Source organism: Streptomyces sp. NPDC058051 (assembly GCF_042885475.1).
GTDB lineage: Bacteria > Actinomycetota > Actinomycetes > Streptomycetales > Streptomycetaceae > Streptomyces.
The window spans coordinates 120285-144222 of record NZ_JBHVRW010000009.1 but is presented as its reverse complement, the minus strand read 5'-3'; the positions used below and the strand labels follow the sequence as shown (position 1 = coordinate 144222).

Annotated in this window: 21 protein-coding genes; 14 read left to right on the top strand and 7 right to left on the bottom strand. The window is 72.1% G+C overall.

Going from position 1 to position 23938, the window contains the following annotated elements:
- The 3 genes from ACFVUT_RS16870 (at position 1) to ACFVUT_RS16860 (ending at position 3793) form a co-directional block, all read left to right on the top strand.
- Entirely contained in the window at positions 1-972 is a 972-nt protein-coding gene (locus tag ACFVUT_RS16870) for an ABC transporter ATP-binding protein (RefSeq protein WP_389648940.1), read from the top strand.
- A gap of 65 nt (positions 973-1037) precedes the next feature.
- Complete coding sequence (locus tag ACFVUT_RS16865) at positions 1038-1793, top strand: ABC transporter permease (RefSeq protein WP_389648943.1); 756 nt, start codon at positions 1038-1040, stop codon at positions 1791-1793.
- Positions 1790-3793: a TOMM precursor leader peptide-binding protein gene (locus ACFVUT_RS16860; protein ID WP_389648945.1), complete on the top strand. Its 2004-nt coding sequence runs from the start codon at positions 1790-1792 to the stop codon at positions 3791-3793. Before ACFVUT_RS16865 ends, ACFVUT_RS16860 begins: the two co-directional genes overlap by 4 nt.
- A gap of 90 nt (positions 3794-3883) precedes the next feature.
- Here ACFVUT_RS16860 and ACFVUT_RS16855 read toward each other — a convergent pair whose 3' ends face one another.
- Entirely contained in the window at positions 3884-4060 is a 177-nt protein-coding gene (locus ACFVUT_RS16855; protein WP_359213941.1) for a thiazolylpeptide-type bacteriocin, read from the bottom strand.
- 213 nt (positions 4061-4273) lie between these two features.
- Here ACFVUT_RS16855 and ACFVUT_RS16850 point away from each other — a divergent pair, with 213 nt between their 5' ends.
- Both ACFVUT_RS16850 and ACFVUT_RS16845 read left to right on the top strand, forming a co-directional pair.
- The gene (locus ACFVUT_RS16850) at positions 4274-5650 is read left to right on the top strand and encodes an amidohydrolase (protein ID WP_389648949.1); all 1377 of its coding nucleotides are present in this window, start codon (positions 4274-4276) and stop codon (positions 5648-5650) included.
- Positions 5647-5940 (top strand): hypothetical protein, encoded by a 294-nt coding sequence (locus ACFVUT_RS16845; protein ID WP_389648952.1) that lies wholly within the window; start codon positions 5647-5649, stop codon positions 5938-5940. Before ACFVUT_RS16850 ends, ACFVUT_RS16845 begins: the two co-directional genes overlap by 4 nt.
- A gap of 212 nt (positions 5941-6152) precedes the next feature.
- Here ACFVUT_RS16845 and ACFVUT_RS16840 read toward each other — a convergent pair whose 3' ends face one another.
- Positions 6153-7151: a LuxR C-terminal-related transcriptional regulator gene (locus ACFVUT_RS16840; protein WP_389648955.1), complete on the bottom strand. Its 999-nt coding sequence runs from the start codon at positions 7149-7151 to the stop codon at positions 6153-6155.
- A 177-nt stretch (positions 7152-7328) separates the two neighbouring features.
- On the opposite strand from ACFVUT_RS16840, the gene ACFVUT_RS16835 reads away from it, so the two are divergent.
- Together ACFVUT_RS16835 and mfd are read left to right on the top strand one after the other, a co-directional pair.
- Positions 7329-7451, top strand: coding sequence for a hypothetical protein (locus ACFVUT_RS16835; protein ID WP_389648958.1), 123 nt, complete (start codon positions 7329-7331; stop codon positions 7449-7451).
- Positions 7452-7565: 114 nt separating this feature from the next.
- A complete protein-coding gene (mfd, locus tag ACFVUT_RS16830) occupies positions 7566-11096 on the top strand; it encodes a transcription-repair coupling factor (protein WP_389648961.1) in 3531 nt (1176 codons plus the stop codon).
- 115 nt (positions 11097-11211) lie between these two features.
- Here the strand turns inward: mfd and ACFVUT_RS16825 are convergent, their stop codons facing one another.
- Entirely contained in the window at positions 11212-11613 is a 402-nt protein-coding gene (locus tag ACFVUT_RS16825; protein ID WP_389648964.1) for an ATP-binding protein, read from the bottom strand.
- Positions 11614-11759: 146 nt separating this feature from the next.
- Between ACFVUT_RS16825 and ACFVUT_RS16820 the strand changes: the two genes are divergently transcribed.
- Positions 11760-12302, top strand: coding sequence for a UTRA domain-containing protein (locus ACFVUT_RS16820; RefSeq protein WP_389648967.1), 543 nt, complete (start codon positions 11760-11762; stop codon positions 12300-12302).
- Entirely contained in the window at positions 12299-13078 is a 780-nt protein-coding gene (locus ACFVUT_RS16815) for a GntR family transcriptional regulator (protein WP_389648969.1), read from the top strand. Before ACFVUT_RS16820 ends, ACFVUT_RS16815 begins: the two co-directional genes overlap by 4 nt.
- Positions 13079-13263: 185 nt before the next feature.
- Here the strand turns inward: ACFVUT_RS16815 and ACFVUT_RS16810 are convergent, their stop codons facing one another.
- A complete protein-coding gene (locus ACFVUT_RS16810) occupies positions 13264-13899 on the bottom strand; it encodes a TetR/AcrR family transcriptional regulator (protein WP_389648972.1) in 636 nt (211 codons plus the stop codon).
- A gap of 106 nt (positions 13900-14005) precedes the next feature.
- Between ACFVUT_RS16810 and ACFVUT_RS16805 the strand changes: the two genes are divergently transcribed.
- The 3 genes from ACFVUT_RS16805 to ACFVUT_RS16795 all read left to right on the top strand — a co-directional run bounded on the left by ACFVUT_RS16805 (position 14006) and on the right by ACFVUT_RS16795 (position 17324).
- Positions 14006-14872 carry a hypothetical protein gene (locus ACFVUT_RS16805; RefSeq protein ID WP_389648975.1) on the top strand — a complete coding sequence of 289 codons (867 nt, stop codon included), beginning with the start codon at positions 14006-14008 and terminating at the stop codon, positions 14870-14872.
- A 530-nt stretch (positions 14873-15402) separates the two neighbouring features.
- Positions 15403-16011, top strand: a complete 609-nt coding sequence (locus tag ACFVUT_RS16800) for an ArsR/SmtB family transcription factor (RefSeq protein ID WP_389648977.1) — start codon at positions 15403-15405, stop codon at positions 16009-16011.
- A complete protein-coding gene (locus ACFVUT_RS16795; RefSeq protein ID WP_389648980.1) occupies positions 16008-17324 on the top strand; it encodes an MFS transporter in 1317 nt (438 codons plus the stop codon). The genes ACFVUT_RS16800 and ACFVUT_RS16795 overlap by 4 nt, the downstream gene beginning before the upstream one ends.
- 231 nt (positions 17325-17555) lie before the next feature.
- Here the strand turns inward: ACFVUT_RS16795 and ACFVUT_RS16790 are convergent, their stop codons facing one another.
- Positions 17556-18440 (bottom strand): helix-turn-helix transcriptional regulator, encoded by an 885-nt coding sequence (locus ACFVUT_RS16790; RefSeq protein ID WP_389648982.1) that lies wholly within the window; start codon positions 18438-18440, stop codon positions 17556-17558.
- An 87-nt stretch (positions 18441-18527) separates the two neighbouring features.
- On the opposite strand from ACFVUT_RS16790, the gene ACFVUT_RS16785 reads away from it, so the two are divergent.
- Together ACFVUT_RS16785 and ACFVUT_RS16780 are read left to right on the top strand one after the other, a co-directional pair.
- A complete protein-coding gene (locus tag ACFVUT_RS16785) occupies positions 18528-19319 on the top strand; it encodes an SDR family NAD(P)-dependent oxidoreductase (protein WP_389648985.1) in 792 nt (263 codons plus the stop codon).
- A gap of 344 nt (positions 19320-19663) precedes the next feature.
- The gene (locus ACFVUT_RS16780; protein ID WP_389649288.1) at positions 19664-20419 is read left to right on the top strand and encodes an HNH endonuclease family protein; all 756 of its coding nucleotides are present in this window, start codon (positions 19664-19666) and stop codon (positions 20417-20419) included.
- A 153-nt stretch (positions 20420-20572) separates the two neighbouring features.
- On the opposite strand, the gene ACFVUT_RS16775 is transcribed toward ACFVUT_RS16780, so the two are convergent.
- Positions 20573-23068: an ABC transporter permease gene (locus tag ACFVUT_RS16775; RefSeq protein WP_389648988.1), complete on the bottom strand. Its 2496-nt coding sequence runs from the start codon at positions 23066-23068 to the stop codon at positions 20573-20575.
- Complete coding sequence (locus ACFVUT_RS16770) at positions 23065-23880, bottom strand: ABC transporter ATP-binding protein (RefSeq protein ID WP_389648990.1); 816 nt, start codon at positions 23878-23880, stop codon at positions 23065-23067. The genes ACFVUT_RS16775 and ACFVUT_RS16770 overlap by 4 nt, the downstream gene beginning before the upstream one ends.
- Between the last annotated feature and the right edge of the window lie 58 nt (positions 23881-23938).

The window sequence follows — 23938 nt, the reverse complement described above, 5'->3', positions numbered from 1 at the left end:
ATGACCCCCACCGCCCCTTCCGCCTCCCCGGGGAGCCAGGCCGGGCCGGACGACGGCCACCGCGCGGCGGCCGTCGTCCTCGACGACGTGCACAAGCGGTACGGCGGCACGCACGCCGTCGACGGGGTGTCCCTCACCGTGCCGCGCGGCGAGTTCTTCGGGCTGATCGGCCCCAACGGGGCGGGCAAGACCACCCTCGTCGAGATCATGGAGGGGCAGCGCAAGGCCGACTCCGGGACCGTGACCGTCCTCGGCGCCGCCCCCTGGCCGCGCAACGCCGCCCTGCTGCCCCGGCTCGGCGTACAGACCCAGACCTCGGCGTTCTTCGTCCGCCTCACCGCCCGCGAGCATCTGCGCACCCTGGCCGCCCTCTACCGGACGGACCACGCGGCGGCCGAACGCGCACTGGAGTCCGTCGGCCTCGTGGAGCAGGGCGACACCCGGGTGGACGACCTCTCCGGCGGCCAGCGCCAGCGGCTCGCCATCGCCTCCGCCCTCGTCCACGAACCCGAACTGATCTTCCTGGACGAGCCGACAGCGGCCCTCGACCCGCAGGCCCGCCGGGCCCTGTGGCAGGTGCTGCGCGACCTGAAGGGCGCGGGCCGCACCATCATCTACACCACCCACCACCTCGACGAGGCCGAGGCACTCTGCGACCGCGTCGCCATCATGGTCGACGGCTCCGTCGCCGCACTCGACAGCCCCGCCCGCCTGATCGCCGCGGCCGGCCCCACCACCCGGCTGCTGGTCCCCGAGGGCCGCATGACCGCCGACCGGGCACGGGCCATCGAGGGCGTCGACAGCGTCACCGAGGAGCCCGGCGTACTCGTGCTGGAAACCCTCGAATCGGGCAGGGTGCTGGCCGCCGTCGACGCGCTGGCCGGCCTCCAGGGCGTCCAGACCCGCACCGTGAGCCTCGAAGACGTGTACCTGACGCTCACCGGGGCGCGGGCCGGAGCCCCCCGGCCGTAACGGGCCCCACCGCAGTACCCCGTGCCACCCCCACCCGCGCACCCAGCGATACGGAGACACCCCCGATGAGCGCATACGCGGCGCTGAGCCAGGCCGGATACCGGGCCTACACACGCGACAGGACCACGCTCTTCTTCACCTTCGCCTTCCCGCTCATCTTCCTGGTGGTCTTCGGGCTGATCTTCCACGGGCAGACGGTCGAGGAGAGCGGCAAGCCGTACATCAACTACATCGCCCCCGGCGTCCTGTCCTGGGGCGTCGGCAACGCCGCCGTGTTCGGCGTCGGATTCGTCCTCATGCAGTGGCGGCGCGACGACATCCTGCGCCTCATCCGGATGACCCCGACGCCGGTGTCCGCCGTCCTCGCCTCCCGCTACGTCCTGGCGCTGGGCATCGGCGCGGTGCAGGCCGTGCTCTTCGTCGCCGTGGCGCTGCTGCCCTCGTTCGGCCTCCGGCTGGACGGCCGCTGGCCGCTCGCCCTGCCGGTGCTGGTCATCGGCATCACCGCGTTCCTCGCGCTGGGCGTCATCGTCGGCAGCCACGCGAAGACCCCCGAGGCCGTCGCCGCCGTGGCCAACTGCCTGATGATCCCCATGGCGTTCCTGTCCGGCTCGTTCTTCCCGCTGGACGCCATGCCCGCCTGGATGCAGAACCTCTCCCGCGTCCTGCCACTGCGCTACCTCAACGACGGGATCTCCGGGGCCCTGACCGGTGACGGCACCACCGGGGACATCGGCCTGTCCTGCGCGGTGCTCGCCGGCTTCGCCCTGGTCCTGTGCGCCGTCGCGCTCAAGACCTTCCGCTGGAGCGACAAGTCATGACGACCGCCACCGCCACCCCGCCCGTGCGCGGCGAGAGCCCGCTGGAAGCCGCCCGCGCCGGTCTCCAGCACGCGCTGACCACCCGGCACGCGTCGGCGACCCGGCACACTCCGACCACCCGGCACGCGCACCCGTCGGCGCGGCGGGTGCTTCCCGCCCCGCTCGTCGTCCCCCTGGGCGCGGCCGACACCCTCGGCTTCGGCCACCCCGACCCGTACGCGGACACCCGCCCCGCCGCGCAGGTCCAGCTCACCTCCCGCGCCGTACTCATCGGACCGTGGGGCGGCGGCCCCGGCACCACCGCCTGCGGGCAGTGCCTCGCCATGCGCTGGCAACGGCTGCGCAGCCGCTCGGAACGCGAGGCACTGGAACGCGGCGGCGCGCCGCACGGCGCCGCCCACTGGCCGGTCCTCACCGACTACGCGGTCGACGCCGTCTGGGCCACCTACCGCGCCGTACTCGGCGGCGGCCACGACCTCCCCGACGCGACCCCCGCCGACCGCGCCCTGCCCCGGGTCACCCGGGTCGATCTGGTGACCCTCGCCACCGCGACGTTCCCGCTCCTGCCCGAACCCCTCTGCCCCTCCTGCGTCCAGGAGATCCCCGACACCGCCGCCTCGGCCCGCATGGTCCTGCGCCCCGCCCCCAAACCGGACCCGGACGGCTACCGGTTGCGGCCCCTCGCCTCCTACCCCCTGCCGGTCGCGGCCCTCGCCAACCCGGTGTGCGGCACCCTCGGCTCCGACACCTGGATCAATCCGACGTCCACCACCACCGCACCGGTCGCCGGCACCCACTTCGTACGCGGCTACGCCGGGCTCAACGACGTCACCTGGAGCGGCCAGGCCAACCGCTACGACACCAGCCGCGTCCTGGCCCACCTGGAGGGGCTGGAGCGGTACGCGGGCACCACCCGCAGACGCGGCACCTCACCCGTCGTCGGCGCCTACACCGAACTGGCCGACCACGCGCTCGACCCGGCCGCGTGCGGCCTCTACGCCCCCGAGACCTACGCGAGCGACCCGATGGTCTCCCCGTTCGACCCGGACCGGCCCATTCCCTGGGTGTGGGGTCACTCCCTGCGCGACGACCGGCCCGTCCTGGTGCCCGCCAGGCTCGCCCACTACAGCGCCGGCGTCGACGCCGACAACTTCGTCTTCGAATGCTCCAACGGCTGTGCCACCGGCGGCAGTCTGGAGGAGGCGATCCTGTACGGGCTCCTCGAAATCGTCGAACGGGACGCCTTCCTGCTGGCCTGGTACGGGCGCGCCCCCCTCGCCGCGATCGACCTCGCGGCCTGCCGCTCGCCCGCCGTCCGCACGATGATCGACCGGGCCGCGCTGCACGGCTACGACGTCCATGCCTTCGATACCCGGATGGACCTGGCCGTCCCCGTCGTCACGGCTCTCGCGGTACGCGGGGACGGCGGACACGGGACGCTGTCGTTCGCCGCCGCCGCCGGGTTCGATCCGGAGGACACCATCGAGTCGGCCCTGTCCGAAGTCCTCACGTACATTCCGCACCTGCCCTACCAGGTGGCCGAGCGCCACGGCGAACTCGACGCCATGGCCCAGGACTTCACCCTGGTGCGTCAGTTGAAGGACCATGCCCAGCTCTACGGGCTGCCCGCGATGGCCGTGCACGCGAAGGAGTACCTGGAGCCCGTCGCCGTCCGCACGCCGGCCGACACCTTCGCCGACTGGGAGGCGCGACGCCCCCGCACCGGAGACCTGCTGGACGACCTGAACCTGCTGTGCGGCTCGCTCGCCGCAGCCGGGCACGATGTCATCGCGGTCGACCAGACCACGCCCGAGCAGCGCCGGATGGGTCTGCACACCGTCGCCGCCCTCGTCCCCGGCTTCCTGCCGCTGGACTTCGGCTGGACGAGGCAGCGCGCCCTGCTGATGCCCCGGCTGCGGACCGCGCTGCGGGCGGCGGGGCGGCGCGCCGACGATCTTCCGGAGTCCGCGATCAAGCGCGTCCCGCACCCGTTCCCGTGACAGGCGGGGGACGGGGCGAGGACGCCCGCGAGCCCTCTTCGCGCTCGCTGAGCGAAGAGGGCTCGGGGACGTGCGCGGACTGCGGCCGGATCAGGCGCTGCAGGAGGTGGTGCTGGTGGTGCTGGAACAGGTGGACGTCGAGGAGCAGGACGTCGAACCGGCGAGCACGACCTCCGCGGCGTCCGAGTAGTCCGAGATCTCGAAGGTCTCCGACTCCAGCTCCAGGATCTCGTCGGCGAGGGTGGCGAGCTCGGTCTTCGGGGCCATGGTGTTCTCCCTTGGGTCACGGGGATCGGCCGGCCGCTCCGGCGCTGTTCCCCTGTGTGGATGCCATTGCAGTGGAGGCCGCTGTCAGATCGGCCGCGCTTTCGCTGTCAGACCGCTGGCACCCCATGACAGCGGAACGTCGAATTCCTGAAGCCGGCACGGCTCAGGCTCGTGGACAGGACCCAACGCCCCAGCGGAACGAGGTGAGATGACATGAAGGAGAACCCCGCGCCGCCCGAACCCGCACCGCCCGAGACCGCGCCGCCCGAACCCGCACCGCCCGAAACCGCCTTGCCCAAACCCGCCTCGCCCGAACACCCGCCGTCCGTACGGCCCCCGTCCGTACGGCCCCCGGCCGTACCGCCCCCGGTCGTCGAGCGGGCGGTCCTGCGCCCCGCCGTCGAGCTGTACCTCGACACGCATGCCCATCCGGAGCTGTCGGGGGCGGAGCAGCGCACCGCCGACCGGTTCGCGGCCCGGCTGGAGGCGAGCGGCTGCACGGTCACCCGGAAGGTCGGCGGCGGGCACGGACTCGTGGGCGTCCTGCACAACGGGGCCGGTCCGACGGTCCTGCTCCGCACCGAACTCGACGCGCTCCCGGTCACCGAGCGCACCGGCCTCGCCTACGCCAGTACCGTGCCCGGCGTGATGCACGCCTGCGGCCACGACCTCCATCTCGCCGCGGTCGCCGGAGCGGTCGCCGAACTCTCCCGTACGCGCTCCGCGTGGCGCGGCACCGTCCTCGTCGTGGGCCAGCCCGCCGAGGAGACCCTGACCGGGGCGCGGGCGATGCTGGCGGACGGGCTGTACGAGCGGTTCGGCACCCCGGACGTCGTCCTCGCCCAGCACGCCTCGCCCGCCCCCGCAGGCACCCTCGCGCACGCGGCGGACTTCCGCGGCCCCCTGATGGCGGCCAGCACGTCGGTGGACGTCACCCTGTACGGGCGCGGCGGCCACGCGGGCACCCCGCACCTCACCGTCGACCCGGTCGTGGCGGCGGCGGCCACCGTCCTGCGGCTCCAGTCCGTCGTGTCCCGGGAGACCGCTCCGGCCGAGCAGGCGGTGCTGAGCGTCGGCATGCTGCGGGCCGGCGAGCGCGGCAACGTGATCCCGGACACCGCCGAACTGGCCCTGTGCATAAGGGCGTTGTCCGAACCGGTGCTCGACCGCATGACGGCCGCCGCGACGCGGATCGTACGGGCGGAGAGCGCGGCGTCCGGCTGCCCGCGGGATCCGGACCTCACCGTCACCGCGCGCTCCCCCGCCCTGCTGACCGACGCCGCCGCCACCGCATCCGTACGCGGGGCGCACGAGGCCCTGTTCGGCCCGGAGCGGGTGACGGACTGCGGCCCGCTCACGGCCACCGAGGACTTTCCCTGGTTCGGCTCCGACGGTGTGGCGACGGTGTACTGGATGCTCGGTGTGACAGGGGTACGGCAGTGGCGCGCCGCCCGGAACGGCGGACCGCCCGTACCGCCCAACCACGCGCCGGAGTTCGCCCCGGACGTGCGGACCGCTCTGCCCGCCGGGATCGCGGCGATGGCATCGGCCGCCGCGCACGTGCTGGGCCGGGAAGGGGGCACACCATGACTCGCCCCGACCGGCAGACCGCTCGTGGGCAGGACGCCCGCCACGCCCCGGGCCGTGTCGACGTGGTCACCGTCCGCCGGGACAGCGCAGCCCCGACCGGCGAGACGACCGTCGTGCGCCTGCTGAGCCTGCTCCCCGCCCACTGGGTCTGCACGCCGGGATCAGTGGGCCCCGACCGGATCGCCCTGTGCATCGCCCTGACCCCCGCCCTCGACCCGAGGACGGTCCGCCGTGCCGTCTCCGCCGTCCTCACCGACCGGGCGCTGGAGGGATGGGAGGAGGAGCGCTGAGGGCACGGGTGGGGGTGCGGTCCCGTCCCGGCGACGGCCGCCCGGGGCCTGCACGTGTACCGGATCCGGGCTCGCGGCCGGGGCCTGCACAGGATTCCGGGCCGATGCGTGACGACGGCCGCCCGGGGCCTGCACGTGTACCGGATCCGGGCTCGCGGCCGGGCGCCCCGCGCCCGCACGGGATCCGGCGCCGCCGCGCGGCCCCGGCTTCCTCAGATCCAGCCCCGCTCCCGGGCCAGCAGCGCCGCCTGGGCCCGGCTCGCCGCACCGAGCTTCTGCATCAGATCGGCGACATAGCGACGGTACGTCCGCACCGAGACGCCCAGCTCGCGGGCGCCCGCCTCGTCCTTGCCCACGGTGCACATCGACACCAGCACCCGCTGTTCGGTCACCGTGAGGCTGTCGTCCGCCGCCCCGGTGTCCTCGCCGCTCGCCTGCGCGAGATCGTCCGCCTGGTCCCAGATCTTCTCGAAGAGGGCGATGATGTTGGAGACCAGGCCGGTGCGATGGGCGAGCAGCGCGCCGCGCGAGGTGTTGTGCGGATCCAGCGGGACCAGCGCGGCCCTGCGGTCGTACACCAGCAGTCGTTCGGCCGTGTGCGCCGTCACCCGGATCGAGGCCCCGTGCGCGGCCAGCTCCCGGAGATAGGCGGCGGTGGCCGGATCCCGCAGCGCGGCCTGTGCGACGACGTTCCGGATGCGCACGCCGCGCCGCAGACATCGCAGATCCAGCGGGCGCGAACGGGCGATGTTCTCGGGCGACAGCCTGGTGTACGGCTCCACGGAGAGGATCTCGTCCCGTGCGAAGAACGCGAGGTCGTCGATCCGGTTGCGGATCTGGGCAAGCCCCTCCAACTGCTCGATCCCCGGGGGAGGGGGTCTTCGCGCCCCCTGCTCCGCGCGTAGACCGTCAATGACATGGCGGGACCGGGTGACGCGCTGGAGCTCCTGGTGGAGGGCGTGCAGACGCAGGTCGATCAGCCTGGACAGCGCCACTTCGGGGTCGGTCGGGAAAATGCGCTGGTCGATGCCCTCCGGGTGCAGGAGCCCCAGCTCCTGGAGCCGGTCGACGCACGCGCGTGCGGCCTGCGGGTCGGTGTGCAGCAGGAGGTGCAGATCGTCGGTGGCGGTGCCGGGGTTGCGCAGGAAGTGCCGGTAGACCTGTTCCTCGGCTTCCGAGACCCCGAATACGGACATCTCGTTCTCGCCCACGTGTGCCCCCGCTGTCCGGTCGATGCGTGGCCGTGCACCTCCGGGGGTCGCCCGTCAGCGCTGGTCGACGGTTGCCGTACTCACTGCCGTGCAACTGTGTGTGGAATCCCAGGCCAAAGCGTAGACGCTGGGATCGTTCCTGTGACGATCCCGGACACAACTGTGTGGGGTGCGGAGATGAACGGCGTGTGGCACGCGACGAACGGCACCCGACGCGCGACGGGCGGTGCCGACCGGAACCGCGCCGCCTCGTCGGCGCGCGGGGCGATCGCGGACACGGCCGTCGCCGCGGAGTCGTAGGCTGGAGGCCCCCGGCCCGTGAGACGTGTCGGGTGCTTCGTGTTGCCCCCTCGCCTGCCCCTGGCAGCAGCCGGCTGTCAGACCTCGCCCTCGTTACCCGGACGGAAGCCCTTCATGAGCCTGCACGGTCTGCTGGATGTCGTCGTACGTGACCCGGCGCTCTCCGAAGCGGTGAAGGCCGCCACCGACGGTCACCGGACGCACGTCGACCTCGTCGGTCCGGCCGCCGTCCGCCCCTTCGCCGTGGCCGCACTGGCCCGTGAGGCCGGGCGCACCGTGCTCGCCGTCACCGCGACCGGCCGGGAGGCCGAGGACCTGGCCGCCGCGCTGCGCACCCTGCTGCCGCCGGACACGGTCGCCGAGTTCCCGTCCTGGGAGACCCTGCCGCACGAACGGCTCTCGCCCCGCTCCGACACCGTGGGCCGCCGCCTCGCCGTACTGCGGCGCCTGGCACACCCGCGGAAGGACGACCCGGAGACCGGCCCGGTCAAGGTCGTCGTCGCGCCGATCCGCTCCGTGCTCCAGCCGCAGGTCAAGGGGCTCGGCGACCTGGAACCCGTAGCCCTCGCCATCGGCCGGAGCGCCGACCTCGGCGAGACGGTCGACGCACTCGCGGCAGCCGCGTACTCCCGCGTCGAACTGGTCGAGAAGCGCGGCGAGTTCGCCGTGCGTGGTGGCATCCTGGACGTCTTCCCGCCGACCGAGGAGCACCCCCTTCGGGTGGAATTCTGGGGCGACGACGTCGAGGAGATCCGCTACTTCAAGATCGCCGACCAGCGGTCGCTGGAGATCGCCGAGCACGGGCTGTGGGCGCCGCCCTGCCGCGAGCTGCTGCTGACCGACGAGGTGCGCGAGCGGGCCGCCGCCCTGGCCGAGGACCACCCGGAGCTGGGCGAACTCCTCGGCAAGATCGCCGAGGGGATCGCGGTGGAGGGCATGGAGTCCCTTGCCCCGGTCCTCGTCGACGACATGGAGCTGCTGCTCGACGTACTGCCCGAGGGCTCGATGGCGGTGGTCTGCGATCCGGAGCGGGTGCGCACCAGGGCCGCCGACCTGGTCGCCACCAGCCAGGAGTTCCTCCAGGCGTCCTGGGCGGCCACCGCGGGCGGCGGCCAGGCCCCGATCGATGTCGACGCGGCGTCCCTGCGGGGCCTCGCGGACGTCCGCGACCGGGCCCGCGAGCTGGGCATGATGTGGTGGTCGGTCTCCCCGTTCGCCGCGGACGTCGAGCTCGACGAGGACACGCTCACACTCTCGATGCACGCCCCCGAGTCGTACCGCGGCGACACCGCCCGCGCGCTCGCCGACACCAAGGGCTGGATCGCCGACGGCTGGCGCACGGTGTACGTCACCGAGGGCCAGGGGCTGGCCTCCCGCACCGTCGAGGTGCTGAGCGGCGAGGGCATCGCGGCCCGGCTCGACCCGGACCTGGCGGAGATCTCGCCGTCCCTCGTCCATGTCTCCTGCGGTGCGATCGACCACGGCTTCGTCGACCCGGACCTCAGACTCGCCGTGCTCACCGAGACGGACCTGACGGGGCAGCGCACCGCCACCAAGGACCTGGGCCGGATGCCGGCCCGCCGCCGCAAGACGATCGACCCGCTGACGCTGGAGGTCGGCGACTACATCGTCCACGAGCAGCACGGTGTGGGCCGCTACATCGAGATGGTGCAGCGCACCGTGCAGGGCGCCACCCGCGAGTACCTGCTCGTCGAGTACGCCCCCGCCAAGCGCGGCCAGCCCGGCGACCGCCTCTACATCCCGACCGACCAGCTCGAACAGGTCACCAAGTACGTCGGCGGCGAGGCACCCACCCTGCACCGGCTCGGCGGCGCCGACTGGACGAAGACCAAGGCGCGCGCCAAGAAGGCCGTCAAGGAGATCGCCGCCGACCTGATCAAGCTGTACTCGGCGCGGATGGCGGCGCCCGGCCATGTCTTCGGCCCCGACACGCCCTGGCAGCGCGAACTGGAGGACGCCTTCCCGTACGCGGAGACGCCCGACCAGCTCTCCACCATCGCCGAGGTCAAGGAGGACATGGAGAAGTCCGTCCCGATGGACCGGCTGATCTGCGGCGACGTCGGCTACGGCAAGACGGAGATCGCGGTACGGGCCGCGTTCAAGGCGGTCCAGGACGGCAAGCAGGTCGCCGTCCTCGTGCCCACGACCCTCCTCGTCCAGCAGCACTACGGCACGTTCACCGAGCGCTACTCCCAATTCCCCGTCAGCGTGCGCGCGCTGAGCCGCTTCCAGTCCGACTCCGAGTCCAAGTCGACCCTGGAGGGGCTCCGCGAGGGCTCCGTCGACCTGGTCATCGGCACCCACCGCCTCTTCTCCTCCGAGACGAAGTTCAAGGACCTCGGTCTCGTCATCGTCGACGAGGAGCAGCGCTTCGGCGTCGAGCACAAGGAACAGCTGAAGAAGCTCCGCGCCAACGTGGACGTCCTCACCATGTCGGCGACGCCGATCCCCCGTACGCTCGAAATGGCCGTGACGGGCATCCGCGAGATGTCGACGATCACCACACCCCCCGAGGAGCGGCACCCGGTCCTCACCTTCGTCGGTCCGTACGAGGAGAAGCAGATCGGCGCCGCCATCCGGCGTGAACTGCTCCGCGAGGGCCAGGCGTTCTACATCCACAACCGTGTCGAGTCGATCGACCGGGCCGCCGCGCGGCTGCGGGAGATCGTCCCCGAGGCGAGGATCGCGACCGCCCACGGCCAGATGTCCGAACAGGCCCTGGAACAGGTGGTGGTGGACTTCTGGGAGAAGAAGTTCGACGTCCTGGTCTCCACGACGATCGTCGAGTCCGGCATCGACATCTCCAACGCCAACACCCTGATCGTGGAGCGCGGCGACAACTTCGGCCTGTCCCAGCTCCACCAGTTGCGCGGACGTGTGGGCCGTGGCCGCGAGCGCGGTTACGCGTACTTCCTCTACCCGCCGGAGAAGCCGCTCACCGAGACGGCCCACGAGCGTCTGGCCACCATCGCCCAGCACACCGAGATGGGCGCGGGCATGTACGTGGCGATGAAGGACCTCGAAATCCGCGGCGCCGGAAACCTCCTGGGCGGCGAACAGTCCGGCCACATCGCGGGCGTCGGCTTCGACCTGTACGTACGCATGGTCGGCGAGGCGGTGGCCGACTACCGGGCCTCCCTGGAAGGCGGCGTCGAGGAGGAGCCGCCCCTGGAGGTCAAGATCGAGCTCCCGGTCGACGCGCACGTCCCCCATGACTACGCGCCGGGTGAGCGACTGCGCCTCCAGGCGTACCGTGCCATCGCCTCGGCCAACACGGAGGACGACATCAGGGCGGTCCGCGAGGAACTCACCGACCGCTACGGCAAGCTCCCCGAGCCGGTCGAGAACCTGCTCCTGGTCGCGGGCCTGCGCATGCTGGGCCGCGCCTGCGGCGTCGGTGAGATCGTCCTCCAGGGCTCGAACATCCGCTTCGCCCCGGTCGAGCTGCGCGAATCGCAGGAGCTCCGCCTGAAGCGCCTCCACCCGAAGTCGATCATCAAGCCGGCCGCCCACCAGATCCTGGTCCCCCGCCCCACCACCGGCAGGATCGGCGGCAAGCCGGTCGTCGGCCGCGAACTGCTCGCGTGGACGGGGGAGTTCCTCACGACGATCCTGGGGTCGTAGCCCCGGAGCGTTCTGCGCGTCGGCCCCGTCGGACATCCAGCGGGGCCGAGCTCTTTCGCGGGGTGCCGAGCCCTTTCAGGGGGTGTCGAGTCCCTTCACGGGGTGTCGAGTCCCTTCAGGGGGTGAGGGGAACGGCGGGCATCGTCAACGCGAGCCACACGGTCCTGCCGACGAGGTGGTGATCGACGCCGAACTCCGCGGCCAGTTCAGCGGCCAGGAACAAGCCGCGTCCCGAACAACTGTCTTCCTCTGCGTGCTGGACGGCCGGTCGTCCGCTGCCACTGTCCCGCACTTCCAGGCGTACAAGGTCCTCTGCCGTACGGAGACAGACGGCGAACTCCCTGCCCGGTGGGACGCCATGGAGCAGAGCATTGGTCGCCAGCTCCGAGACGCAGAGCCGTATGTCGTCGATCAAGGGTGTGAGCTGCCACTCCGTGAGGACGTTGACGACGAAGTCGCGTGAGGCACCGACGGACGTGCGTCGTCGGGGGAAGCGCCGTTGCTGCGACAAGGGCACGGTGGTTCACCGCCTTACTTGTGGGAAACGCGCTCACCGTACTGCTATTCGCGAAAAGCGGCAAGGTATTCTTTGGAGGGGCGATTGCATCGCTTACCGTGTGCATCGGCAGGGTGTCTTGGGCGTCGGCTGTGAAGGAGAAGGTCGTGGGTGAGGGCGAGAGGATCAGTACGTCTGCCCGGTACCTGGCGCCGCCGGCCCGGGACACGGGCGATGCCTGGGGGGTCGAGGCGGCGGCCGACGGGCGCCGGGGCACTCAGGAGGTCGTGGGCGCAGGTGAGGTGATCGCACCCGACCGAGTGGCCGACCTGCTCCGGGTGCGGCGCGGCTGTCATGTGGTCGAGCGTCGGCGTGTCATGTACCTCGACGGTGAGCCGTGCGAGCTGACCGACACCTACTACCCGTTGGAGATCGCTCGGGGAACCGGGCTGGCCGGAACGGGCAAGATCCGGGGCGGGGCCATCCGGCTGCTTGCCGATCTGGGCTATACCGGCGTCCGGGCGCAAGAGGATGTTCTCGCCCGTATGCCGTCCGAGGGTGAGCGGACGTCCCTGTCGCTGGGGCCGGGTGAGCCGGTGCTCGAACTGACGCGGCTCACGCTGAGCGGAGACGACCGGGCCATCCAGGTCGATGTGATGGTCATGCCGCCACGAGGCCAGAAGCTGCGGTACGAGATCAGGATCGGATGACTGTGCCCGGATCGGATGAGGAAGTTGCGGACCGTCGCTCTCTCCATGAGCGGATCGCTGCGGATCTGCGCGACGAGATCATGTCCGGGGATCTGGCCCCGGGAGCCGGCCTGCCCTCTACCGCGCAACTCAAGGAACGGTTCTCCGCTTCGAACGCCACCGTGCAGAAGGCGCTGCAACTCCTCAAGAGCGAAGGGCTGGCCATCGGGCGGCCGGGCGCTTCGGTAATGGTCCGCGAGCACCGGCAGCGGACGATACGTCCCGCCGCGTACATGGCCCCGGCCGCCGCCGGTGAGCCCTACCGCTGGCTGAGTGAAGCGGCGGACTTCGGTGTCCGTGCCCGCAGCACGTTGTTGGAGGTGGCCGAGGAGCAGCCTCCGTCGGATGTCGCCGCGGCGCTGGGGCTCCAGCCGGGCCGCACCGCGATTCTCCGACGCCAGTTGCTGTTGATCGACGACGAGCCAGCCGAACTTGTGTCGTCCTTCTATCCGTTGGAGATCGCCCGCGGTACCGCGCTCACCGAACGTCGCAGGATTCCCGGTGGTACGCCCACTCTCCTGGCGGAGCTGGGACATCCGCCCAGGGTCAGTGTGGACCGGGTGTCCGCGCGTATCGCCACCCAGGATCAGTACCGGTCTCTCCGGCTCCCCGGCGACCTGCCCGTACTGCGTACCTTGCGTGTTGTCCTCAGCGATCACGACCGGCCCGTCGAGGCGACGTTGATGGTCAAGGCGGGCCATCTGTACGAGGTGCAATACACGTTCGTTCCGGAGTGACCGTGACCGCGCCGGTTCCTTCGGCCCCGTGGGCATGCGCGCGCGTGCCGGCCGCTGGTCGATCGCCAGCGGCTTCCTCGGCGGGCGAGCCGCTGTCCGGAGTGGTCGCGGACGGTGGGACCGATCCGCCTGACCGGCGCCGCGTGCCGGTTCCGGCGCCGGGAGTCCGGGGGGTGGCTCGCGCGTCAGGCTGTCTTGTGCCGGTCGGTGTGGGGCGGGGCTTCTCCGGGGCGGTCGGCCCCCGCCTCGAACAACAGGGACGCGAGTGACCTGAACACGTCCTCGTGATCCCGCGCCCCCATCGGGCCGCTCAGATTGCCGCTGAGCAGCAGGGTGGCGAAGCCGTGTGCCAGGGACCAGGCGGCGATGCCCGCGAGTTGGGCGTCGGCGTCCGCGTCGGTGTCGTCGCCGCGGCCGGTGACCGGGAGGTCGGCGACGCCCGCGCGCAGCTCCGCCGTGGCGCGGGCCTTGGCGGCGAGCAGTTCGGGGTCGTCGCCGCGGAACAGGTCCGGTTGGAACATCACCTGGAAGTGAGCCGGGTGGCCGGCGGCGAACCGCACGTACCGCACGCCGCGTTCCTTCAGGTCCGGGGCTTCGGCCAAGGCGTCGGCGAACAGCCCGTATCCCTCCGTCGCGATGGCGGTGAGCAGGCCCGTGCGGTCCTTGAAGTGGTGGGCGGGGGCGGCGTGCGAGACACCGGCCCGACGCGCCAGGTCGCGCAGACTCAACGCCCCCGGGCCTTCGGCGCGGATGACGTCGAGTGCGGCGGTGAGGACGGCCCTCCGCAGATCGCCGTGGTGGTAGGTGTGTTCGCTGCTCATGGGCAGCAGATTACGCGCAATCTAGTCATTGACAGGTTTGAGGGGTGGAGGGCAGTCTGGTGATCTAGTCAGTGACAAGATGAGTGGTGACGCGGAGGTCGGAGACATGTCCGAGGAACTGGGTCGGGTGCGGCAGATGTGGCACCTGTTGGAACCCCTGCATGCCGTCCTGTACTACGCACCGGAGTCCTTCGAGGAGGCCGCCGCACTCGGCTACGGAACGGCTGAGCGCTGGCCGAGCTACTTCGCCTGGCGTGCCGCGCCCCTCGGCGAAGCGGGTTCCGCCGAGGTGATCGACACCTTCCACAGCTTCAGCCCGGCGATGGTGCACGCGTACGTGCCGGCCATCTGGTCCGTCGCTCCCTCCGGTGCGGTGCTCGCGGCCCGGACGCGGGCGGTCGACCGCGCCCATCGGGCACTGCTGGGGGAGCAGGTCGCGGGTCCGGGTCTCGCCGAGGCCGCCGCGCTCGTGCGGCGCGTCGCGGAGGCCGCTGACACGACCGGCCGCCCGCTCGCCGCGGCCAACGCCGCCCTGCCTTGGCCGGACGCGCCGCACCTGGTGCTCTGGCAGGCGGCCACGATCCTGCGCGAACACCGCGGGGACGGGCACATCGCCGCGCTCGCCGGGGCCGGGCTCGATCCGGTCGAGTCGCTGGTCTCCTTCGCCGCCGTCGGCGCGGCGCGGCCCGAGGTGTTCGCGAGCCGGGGGTGGAGCGACGGGGACTGGCAGGCGGCCCGCCAACGGCTGGTGCGGCGCGGGCTGTTGGCGGAGGATGGCTCGGCGACCGAGGCGGGGCGGGCGTTGCGCACGGACATCGAGCGGCGCACGGACGAGGCGGCTGCCGCACCGTGGCGCGCGCTCGATGCGGGAGAGCGGGAGCGGCTGGTCGAGCTGCTGGGTCCGCCGTGGCTGGCGGCGATCGGCTCAGGGCTGCTGCCGTCCGAAACGACGCTGGGCATCGGCAAGGTGTGAGGCGTGGCGGGCGGGACGAACGCGAGGCCGGTTCGCTGATCTCTGTGATGCCGCGGCCCGCGCACGGACGACTGTCGCGGCCGCTCGGCCGAGCCGCTGCAGGGCGGGTGCCGGGCGGGTGTGGCGAACCGGGCCATCTCTGTTCCGGGCGTTGCACCGGGCCGTTGCTGTTCCGGGCGTTGCACCGGGCCGTTGCTGTTCCGGGCGTTGCACCGGGCCGTTGCTGTTCCGGGCGTTGCACCGAGCCGTTGCTGTTCCGGGCGTTGCACCGGGCCGTTGCTGTTCCGGGCGTTGCACCGAGCCGTCGCTGTTCCGGGCGCCGCGCCGGGCCGTCGCTGTCGCGAGCGCTGCACCGAGTCGTCGCTGTTCCGGGCCGTCGCTGTTCCGAGCGCTGTTCCGGGCCGTCACTGTCCGGCCGCCGCTCCGGGCGCCACGTCGAGGCTGCCGGCGAGAAGCTACCGACCAAGGCCGTCGCCCCCCATAGACGTGAGAGTTGACTCTCACAAAGTGTGAGAGGACACTCTCACATCATGACCTCCCATAATCGCCTGGGCGATATCGAGATCACTGACCCCCAAGCCATGCGGGCCTTGGCGCATCCGGTCCGGCTGGCGATCCTTGACCACCTCCACCGGCACGGGCCTGCGACCGCGACGCAACTCGCGCCCGACGTGGGAGCGACGCCGTCGGTGACCAGTTGGCATCTGCGCCACTTGGCGAGCTTCGGACTGGTCCGCGACAGTGAGCCGGGCTCGGACCGACGCCAGCGACGGTGGGAGGCCGTGGCACGGGGCTTCCGATTCGAGGCACCGCAGGACCCGGCCGATGAAGAAGGCCAGTCGGCCGCGCGGGTGCTGTCGCAGCAGATGTTCCTGCGCTATGCGGACCTCCCGAGTCAGTGGGCTGCCGAGGTCGAGCCCGAACTCGATCCGGCGTGGAGCAGGCTGGCCGGGCTGGCCAACACCCGTGTCGTCGTCTCGGCTGAGGAACTCGCCGCCATCGAGGACGGGATCGAGCGCGTTCTCGCGCCGTACGTGACCCGCGACCCGGCCGAGCGGCCCACGGACGGCCGGGGCGTCCGGCTGATGCGCTACGTCCTGCCGGAAAGTGCCGAGGAGCAGACCGGGCAGACGTCGTGAGCAGCCCGGACCGGACCGCCGCGATATCGCTGTGGCGGGATCGACGGTTCCGCCGCTTCTGGGCCGGTCAGTCGGCCTCGCAGTTCGGTGACAGGATCACCGAACTGGCCCTGCCCCTGATCGCCATCAGCACCCTGGACGCCTCCGCCAACCAGGTGGCGTGGCTGACCGCACTGATCTGGACCCCGAACCTGCTCGCGATCTTCCTGGGGGCATGGGTCGACCACCGGCCTCACAAGCGCCGTCTGATGATCCTTGCCGACCTGGTGCGCGCCGCAGTGCTGCTCAGTGTCCCCGCGGCCTACCTGCTGGGGGCGGTGACGCTGGGGCAGCTGTATGCGGTGGCGCTGCTGATGGGCACGGCCGGGGTGCTGTTCAACACCGCCTATCCGCCGTTCTTCGTGAGCCTCGTGCCGCGGGCGTCCTACGTCGACGCGAACAGCAAGCTCAGCGCCAGCCGGTCGGCATCGTATGTCGCCGGTCCGGCCATCGGTGGCGTTCTGGTCCAGGCGCTGACCGCACCCGTCACCGTCGTCGTGGATGCCTTGACCTTCCTGGTGTCGGCGGTCCTGGTCGGTCGGGTCTCGGTCGACGAACCGCCTGCCGTCTCCGGCGATGCGGCGGTGCCCTCGCTGTGGCAACGCGCCCGAGAGGGAATGTCGTTCGTCGTCCGGCACCCCGTGCTGCGCGCGACTCTCGGATGTGCGGCGACCGTCAACTTCTTCACCTTTGTCGCGGGCAGTGGGCTGATCGTACTGTTCGCCAACCGGAGCCTCGGATTGTCGGCGGGAGTGATCGGCATCGCGTTCGGGATCGGCGCGACCGGTTCCCTCCTTGGCGCGGTGTTGGCCCCGAAGGTCTCGCGACGGTTCGGTGTGGGGCGCAGCATCGTCGTCGGCGCGGTGCTGTTCCCGGCGCCGATTGCCCTTGCCGCCGCCGCGGGCGGCCCGCTCTGGCTCCGTGCCGGCGCCTTGGCCGCGGCCGAATTCCTGTCCGGTTTCGGTGTCATGCTGTTCGACGTCAACCTCAACTCGCTCCAGGCCGCCGTGATCCCCGACGGCATGCGCAGTCGCGTGGCCGGCGCGTACAGCACGATCAATTACGGCATACGCCCCGTCGGCGCCGTCGTCGGAGGGCTGCTCGCCACCTTCATCGGCCTGAGGGCGACCCTCCTCATCGCCGCTGTCGGCGGGGCCCTGTCCCTGCTCTGGCTCCTGCCCTCACCGATACCCCGCATCCGCTCCCTGGCTCCGGACAGCGCTGCGGATGCACCTGCTGACGCGGACGACGACCACCGACCAGTGACACGTTGATCCGCCGGGCCCGAGTGATGGCCTACCGGGACCACGACGGCATGGACGGGGGAGTTCCTCACGACAATCGTGGGGGCGTGGGGCACCGTACGCATGTGACGTGAGGCACCGTACGCAGGAGAGGGGGCGAGCGCGGAAGCAGCCTCTCCCCTTTGTGCTCCGGGCCGGCTGTGCTCCGGGCCGGCCCGAGCGGTCACATGTCTTCTCGACGTGACAGCCGGCGCCGACGTGTCACGTTCGCTCGCGATCCAGTGGGGGCACGGTCCGGCCGGGTGCGTCCAGGCGCTGCGTGCCGATGACGGACAGCAGCCGCAGAGCCTCCTCGGACGGCGAGCCGGGGGCGGCGGTGTAGATGACGACGCGCTGGTCCCGGTCGGCGATGTCCAGAATGTCGCAGTTGACGGAGACGGGGCCGACGAGGGGGTGTTCGAAGGTCTTGCAGAGGGTGGGGCGGGCGGTCACGTCGTGGGCGGCCCAGATGCGGGCGAACTCCTCGCTCCCGGCAAGGAGCTCATCGACCAGGCCGGTCACCTCCGGATCGTCGGGGTAGCGGGCCGCGGCGGCGCGCAGGTGCTGGGCCGAGGTCCGGATGAACTCGTCCCCGTCCGAGACGCCGTACAGCGGCCGGCCGTGCCGGTGCGGTCCGAGGAAGGCGCGCCGGATGAGGTTGCGGTCACGGCGCGACAAGGCGGAGAAGTCCTCCATCAGGGCAGCCGCCAGGTCGTTCCAGGCGATCACCTCGTACGTCGCGGACAGCACGAGTGACGCGGCCTCCGGCAGCCGGTGCAGCAGGTCGACGATGCTCTGCCGCACCTCCCTCGACGGCCCGGGCAACGGACCGGGCGGGGTGCCGGCGAGATGGTGGAGGTGGTCGCGCTCGGCGTCCGAAAGGCGCAGGGCGCGGGCGATCTGGGCCAGTACCTCGCGGGAGGGGTGCGGGGCGCGCGCCTGCTCCAGCCGTGTGTAGTACTCGGTCGAGATGAACGCCAGCTGCGCCACCTCCTCGCGGCGCAGCCCCGGCGTGCGGCGGCGCAGCCCGGCGGGCAGCCCCACGTCGGCGGGGGTGATCCGCTCGCGCCTGCTGCGCAGGAAGCCTGCCAGTTCTTGTCGATCCACCCCTCCAGTGTGCGCGAGTCCCGGCCGGTCCAGCCAGGTACCGCCGGTGCCTGGATGAGGGGCGCGTACCGGCGCAGGCTCGTCGGCATGAACGACACACCGACCACATCCACCGCACAGTCCGGCCTGCTCTCCGGCAAGGTCGCCTTCATCACCGGAGCCAGCCGCGGCATCGGCGCGGCCGCGGCGCGGCTGTTCGCCCGGGAGGGCGCCCGGGTGCTCCTCACAGCCCGCACGGAGGCCCAGCTCAAGGTGGTGACCGAAGAGATCCGGGCGGCAGGCGGCACCGCGGAGTACGCGCTGTGCGACCTGGCCGATCCGGCGAGCATCCGGGCCGCTGTCGACCGGACCGTGGAGCTGTACGGACGCCTCGACGCCGCCTTCAACAACGGCGCGACGGCCCAGCCACCCGGCCCGATGGACCAGCTGGCGGAGGCCGACTTCGACCACGTGTACGCGGTCGACTTCAAGGGGCCGTGGCTCGCCATGACCGCCGAGATCGCCGCCATCCGGGCGACCGCCGGGAGCGGGGCGATCGTCAACACCTCCAGCGTCGGCAGTCTGATGGGCAACCCCTGGCTGCCCGCCTACGGCGCCGCGAAGCGGGCGGTCAACAGTCTCACCGCGTCGGCCGCCGTCACGTACGGTCCGGAGGGAATCCGCGTCAACGCCATCGCGCCAGGAACCACGCTCACCGAGATGGTTCATGAGTGGGAGGCGAACTCTCCCGGCATCGTCGAGCAACTCAACTCCCAGACCCCACTGGGCCGCGCGGCCGACCCGGACGAGATAGCCCAGGCCGCCGCCTGGCTGCTCAGCGACCGCGCCTCCTACGTCACCGGAACGGTCCTCCGTGTCGACGGCGGCATGCGGGCCTGAGCCCGACCCGGGCCTGAGCCCGACCCGGGCCTGAGCCCGACCCGGGCCTGAGCCCGACCCGGGCCTGAGCCCGACCCGGGCGGGGGCTCCGCCATGTAGCGAAACCGGGCGGCATGCAGGCGGCATACAAGCCGCACACAGGCCGCATGCGGGAGGCATACGGGCGAGGCGGCAGCCGTCCGGTCGCGGCGGAGCGGGAGCCGGACGATGTGATTCCGGCCGCATCGGGTCGCAGCCGCACTCATGAAAGCCCGTCAGCGGGGAAGACATCCGTACGATTCTCTGGTTCGGCTTTCTCCCCGTCAGGACGGCTTCGAGTGATATCCCCCCGCGTGTACCGAGTGATGCTGCCCGCCATCAGCGCGGCGGTGGTGCTGGCCCTGGCCGGCTGCGACCCCGAGCAGGCGGCCTCCGGTTCCGGAAAGAAAGGCGGCGGCGCGGAGAGCGGCGGACAGGCCGTCACCGGATTCGGGGCCAGTCCGCTCGACAACACCGACGGTACGAAGCCGGGCCTCGCACCCCTGACGACTTCGGCGGACAAGGCTGCGGCCCGCAAGCTCATCGAGGAGCTGCCCACCAAGGGGCGGGGGCCCAAGACGGGTTACGCCCGTGACAAGTTCGGCTACGCGTGGATGGACACGGCCGATGGCGTGCCGCTGGCAAGGAACGGATGTGACACTCGAAACGATCTTCTTCATCGTGATGGTGAGAACATCCGCCTCCGGGCAGGCTCCGACTGCGTGGTCATCGCCATGACGCTGCACGACCCGTACACCGGGAAGACCATCGAGTGGCGCAAGGAGAAGGCCGCCGAGGTGCAGATAGACCACGTGGTGCCGTTGTCGTACAGCTGGCAGATGGGCTCCGCCCGTTGGCCACTGAGCAAGCGCAAGCAGCTGGCGAACGATGTGCTCAATCTGATTCCGGTCGACGGCCGTACCAACTCGGCCAAGAGCGACTCCGGACCCGCGTCCTGGCTGCCGCCCAACAAGCAGATCAGGTGCGCCTACGCGGTGCGCTTCGCGCAGGTGGCTCTCAAGTACGAGATGGCGGTGACCCAGCCGGACCAGCAGATGATGCTGAAGGAGTGCGGGGCATGACCTGGTGGTGGAGTGCGGCAGGGCCGGCCGCACGGGATCGGAGGCGGCCGGATTCCCGCGCCGCGCGCTCCAGCCGGCGTCGGTAGTCCTCCCACCACGACGGATCACCCGACGGCATGTTGCCGCTTCCCTGCGACATCCCGACGGCCCCCGTCAGCCCTCCCGGTCGCGGAGCGCCGCTCGCGCCGGGAGGGTGACAGCGAGCAGGGCGAGGCCCACCGCTGCCGCGGCGAAGGATCCGTACACGAGCGGGGGTACGTACGGCGCCTCGCCGGTCAGGCCGCGCACCATCGGGATCAGGGTGGCCGCGGCGATGGCCGTACCCAGGACGATTCCGGCCACCGCCACCAGCAGGCCCTCCCAGCGCAGCATGTCCCTCACCTGGCGCCTGGTGGCGCCGACGAGGCGCAGCATGCCGAGCTCGCGGCGGCGGTCGAGGACGGTCATCACGAGGGTGTTGACGGCGGCGACGGCGGCGAAGCCGCCCAGGACTCCGGCCATCGTGTAGTTGGCCCAGGCGTTGAGCTCGCCGTCGGTGGTCCGCTCGACCGCGTAGCCGGAGCCGTCGGCGACCCTGCCCAGCGGGGCGAGAGCCTTCGCGTCTCCGCCACGTACCAGCAGCGTGCTGTCGAAGCCCGAGGTGACGTGGGCGGCCAGGGACGCGCGGTCCATGGTCACGGCCGAGAGGCCGAGCCCGCGGCCGTACACGGCGACGACCTCGGGGCTGGTCCTGGTGCCGTCCGGGAGGTACATCGGCAGCTTGTCGCCGACCTCGACCTTCGCCGACAGGGCGAGCATCTTGTCGATGGCGATACGGCCCCTGCCGACACGGCCCAGGCTGCCGCTGCGCACATCGAGGTCCTGCACCTTCGCGAGCTGCGCGCCGGAGCCGGAGACTCCCTGGGCCGCCGCGCCCTGCAGCCACCGGTCGCCGCCCGACCCGACGGGCACGAGCACCTGTGTGTCGAGCAGGCCCACGGCCGCGTCGACGCCGGGTGCGCGGGCGGCCCGGTCGACGGCGTCCGCGGGCAGCCCGGCGGGGTGCGTGACGACGTGGTCCGCGATGACGCCGGCGCGCAACTGCTGCGCCGCGACGTGGCTTTCGCTCGTGTGCATGAAGGTGAGCGTCGAGGCGAAGGCCATGGCCAGCACGATCGGGGTGATCGCGGAGGCCAGCCGACGTGCGTTCGTACGGGAGTTGGCGGCGGCGAGCATGCCCGCGGCGCCGCGGGCGCGCAGCGGAAGCCCGAACAGCGCCGTGCACAGTCGCGCCACCAGCGGGCCGAGCAGCGCGACGGCGAGCATGAACAGCATGACGACGCCGAGGGCCGCGTTGGCCGCGTCATCCCCGGCCGAACGGGCGGCGAGGCCGGTGAGGAACCCGCCGCCGACGAGGGCGCCCAGGCCCAGCACGGTACGGATCACGCCCGGCCGCAACCGTTCCACCGACGCCTCGGTGAGTGCCTGCCCCGGCTTGGTCCTCGCGGGCCGGCGCCCGGCCGCCCGGCCGGCGGCGAGCGCGGTCAGCACCCCCGTGCCGACGGCGACGACGAGCGGAATCCAGGAGACGTACAGGTCCACGGCGACGGGGACGGCCCCGCGGTCCTTCAACTGCCCGAACCACCAGTGCGCGAGCCCGATCCCGGGCAGGCAGCCGACCAGCCCGGCGAACGGCGCGACGAGCAGTGCCTCGGCGGCGACCGCGCGGCGGATCTGCCGCGGAGTGGCGCCGACGGCGCGCAGCAGCGCGAACTCGCGGGCGCGCTGGGCGACGGACAGCGCGACCGTGCCGGACGCCGTGAAGACGGCGACCACGGCGGCGATCCCGCCGAAGGAACCGCCGAGCCCGGTGAGCGCTTCCTTGGCGTACCCGAGCCCGTGGTCCTCGACGGCGCCGCGGTCGTCACCCGTGTACACCTTGGCGCCGGAGCCGGCGAGCGCCTTCTTCACGCCGGCGGCCAGGGCGTCGGTGTCCGCCCCGTCCCTCGCCAGTACGGCGATGGCGTCGGCCTTGCCGGGATGCCCGGCGAGCGCGGGGGACCGGGCGTCGTCGAACCAGCCTGTGGCGCCCTCGGCCACGTCGCCGGGTCCGGCCTTCGCCAGCCCGGAGACGCGGAAGTCGGCGCGCCCGGTGGCGGTTTCGAGCGCGACGGTGTCGCCGACGCCGGCCTTCGCGGCCCGTGCGGCGGCGGCGTCGAGCACGACCTCGCCGGTACGGGGCGCGGCCCCGGAGGTGAGCGCGGCGCCGGTGAAGGCGTGCGATCCCCAGCCGTGGCCCGTCAGTGCGCCGTCGCCCTGACGCACCGGGAACGTGAAGTCCGGCACCGCCGCCTCCGCGCCGGGCGCGCGGGCCGCCTTGCCGGCCAGCGCAGCGTCCACGCGCGCTGTGTCCGGCAGCGGGTTCGCCGACTCGGAGCGGCTGTCGCCGCTGCCCGTGACGAGGCGGGCGTACTGGTCCGCCGCCGCGACGACCGGCGCCTTCGCGTACCGCTCCGCCGGCACCGACGCGCGGGCGCCCGTCTCCAGGAGGATGCCGCAGGCCGAGACGATCAGCGCCGCCATCATCAGCGCGACGAAGGTGCCGGCGAACGACGCGGGTTTGAAGCGCACGGCCGCGCGGGCGAGGCCGTTGGGGGCGAAGCGCCTCACGCCGCGGCCCCTGCCATCGCGCCCGTACGGGAGGTGAGGGCGGCCATGCGCGCCGCGATCCGCTCCGCCGGGCCGCGGTCGAGGCCGCCGGCGAAGACGCCGTCCGCGAGGAACAGCACGCGGTCGGCCCAGGCGGCTGCCGTCGGGTCGTGGGTGACCATGACGACGGTGGCGCCGAGGGTGTCCACCGCGTGCCGGAGCAGGCCGAGGACCTCGGTGGCGGTGCCGGTGTCGAGGGCGCCGGTGGGCTCGTCGGCGAAGACCACGTCCGGGCTGGTGACCAGGGCGCGGGCGATGGCCACGCGCTGCTGCTGGCCGCCGGAGAGCTCGCCGGGCCGGCGCTTCGCCTTGTCGGCCAGGCCGACCTGCGCGAGTACCGTGTCCGCCCGGCGGCGGTCCTGGCGCTGCCCGGCGAGGCGCATCGGGAGCAGCACGTTCTGCTCCACGGTGAGGGAGGGCAGCAGGTTGAAGCCCTGGAAGACGAAGCCGATGCGACTGCGGCGCAGCTCGGTGAGCTGGTTCTCGCGCATGCCGGTGATCTCCGTACCGCCGAGGCGTACGGAGCCGGCCGACGGCCGGTCGAGGCCGGCGGCGCACTGCAGGAACGTGGACTTGCCGGAGCCGGACGGGCCCATGACGGCGGTGAACGTGCCGTGCGGCAGGGCGAGATCGATGCCTCCGAGGGCCTGCACGGCACCGGCGCCGCGGCCGTACTGCCGCCGGACGCCCCGCAGTTCGACGGCGAGGCCGGGTGTGCCCTGGGCCTTCGGCCAGTCGTCCGTCTTCTGCCGTTTGCCGCCGCGCAGCCTCATGCCCGTCCTCTCACGATCTTTTCGAGCCGATGACTCGAAGCTACGGATCGCGGTCCTT

Excerpts from the sequence above, each read along its gene's own strand:
- ACFVUT_RS16870 (WP_389648940.1), top strand. The coding sequence starts at position 1 with ATGACCCCCACCGCCCCTTCCGCCTCCCCGGGGAGCCAGGCCGGGCCG.
- ACFVUT_RS16865 (WP_389648943.1), top strand. The coding sequence starts at position 1,038 with ATGAGCGCATACGCGGCGCTGAGCCAGGCCGGATACCGGGCCTACACA.
- ACFVUT_RS16860 (WP_389648945.1), top strand. The coding sequence starts at position 1,790 with ATGACGACCGCCACCGCCACCCCGCCCGTGCGCGGCGAGAGCCCGCTG.
- ACFVUT_RS16855 (WP_359213941.1), bottom strand. The coding sequence starts at position 4,060 with ATGGCCCCGAAGACCGAGCTCGCCACCCTCGCCGACGAGATCCTGGAG.
- ACFVUT_RS16850 (WP_389648949.1), top strand. The coding sequence starts at position 4,274 with ATGAAGGAGAACCCCGCGCCGCCCGAACCCGCACCGCCCGAGACCGCG.
- ACFVUT_RS16845 (WP_389648952.1), top strand. The coding sequence starts at position 5,647 with ATGACTCGCCCCGACCGGCAGACCGCTCGTGGGCAGGACGCCCGCCAC.
- ACFVUT_RS16835 (WP_389648958.1), top strand. The coding sequence starts at position 7,329 with ATGAACGGCGTGTGGCACGCGACGAACGGCACCCGACGCGCGACGGGC.
- mfd (WP_389648961.1), top strand. The coding sequence starts at position 7,566 with ATGAGCCTGCACGGTCTGCTGGATGTCGTCGTACGTGACCCGGCGCTC.
- ACFVUT_RS16815 (WP_389648969.1), top strand. The coding sequence starts at position 12,299 with ATGACTGTGCCCGGATCGGATGAGGAAGTTGCGGACCGTCGCTCTCTC.
- ACFVUT_RS16810 (WP_389648972.1), bottom strand. The coding sequence starts at position 13,899 with ATGAGCAGCGAACACACCTACCACCACGGCGATCTGCGGAGGGCCGTC.
- ACFVUT_RS16805 (WP_389648975.1), top strand. The coding sequence starts at position 14,006 with ATGTCCGAGGAACTGGGTCGGGTGCGGCAGATGTGGCACCTGTTGGAA.
- ACFVUT_RS16800 (WP_389648977.1), top strand. The coding sequence starts at position 15,403 with ATGACCTCCCATAATCGCCTGGGCGATATCGAGATCACTGACCCCCAA.
- ACFVUT_RS16785 (WP_389648985.1), top strand. The coding sequence starts at position 18,528 with ATGAACGACACACCGACCACATCCACCGCACAGTCCGGCCTGCTCTCC.
- ACFVUT_RS16780 (WP_389649288.1), top strand. The coding sequence starts at position 19,664 with ATGCTGCCCGCCATCAGCGCGGCGGTGGTGCTGGCCCTGGCCGGCTGC.
- ACFVUT_RS16770 (WP_389648990.1), bottom strand. The coding sequence starts at position 23,880 with ATGAGGCTGCGCGGCGGCAAACGGCAGAAGACGGACGACTGGCCGAAG.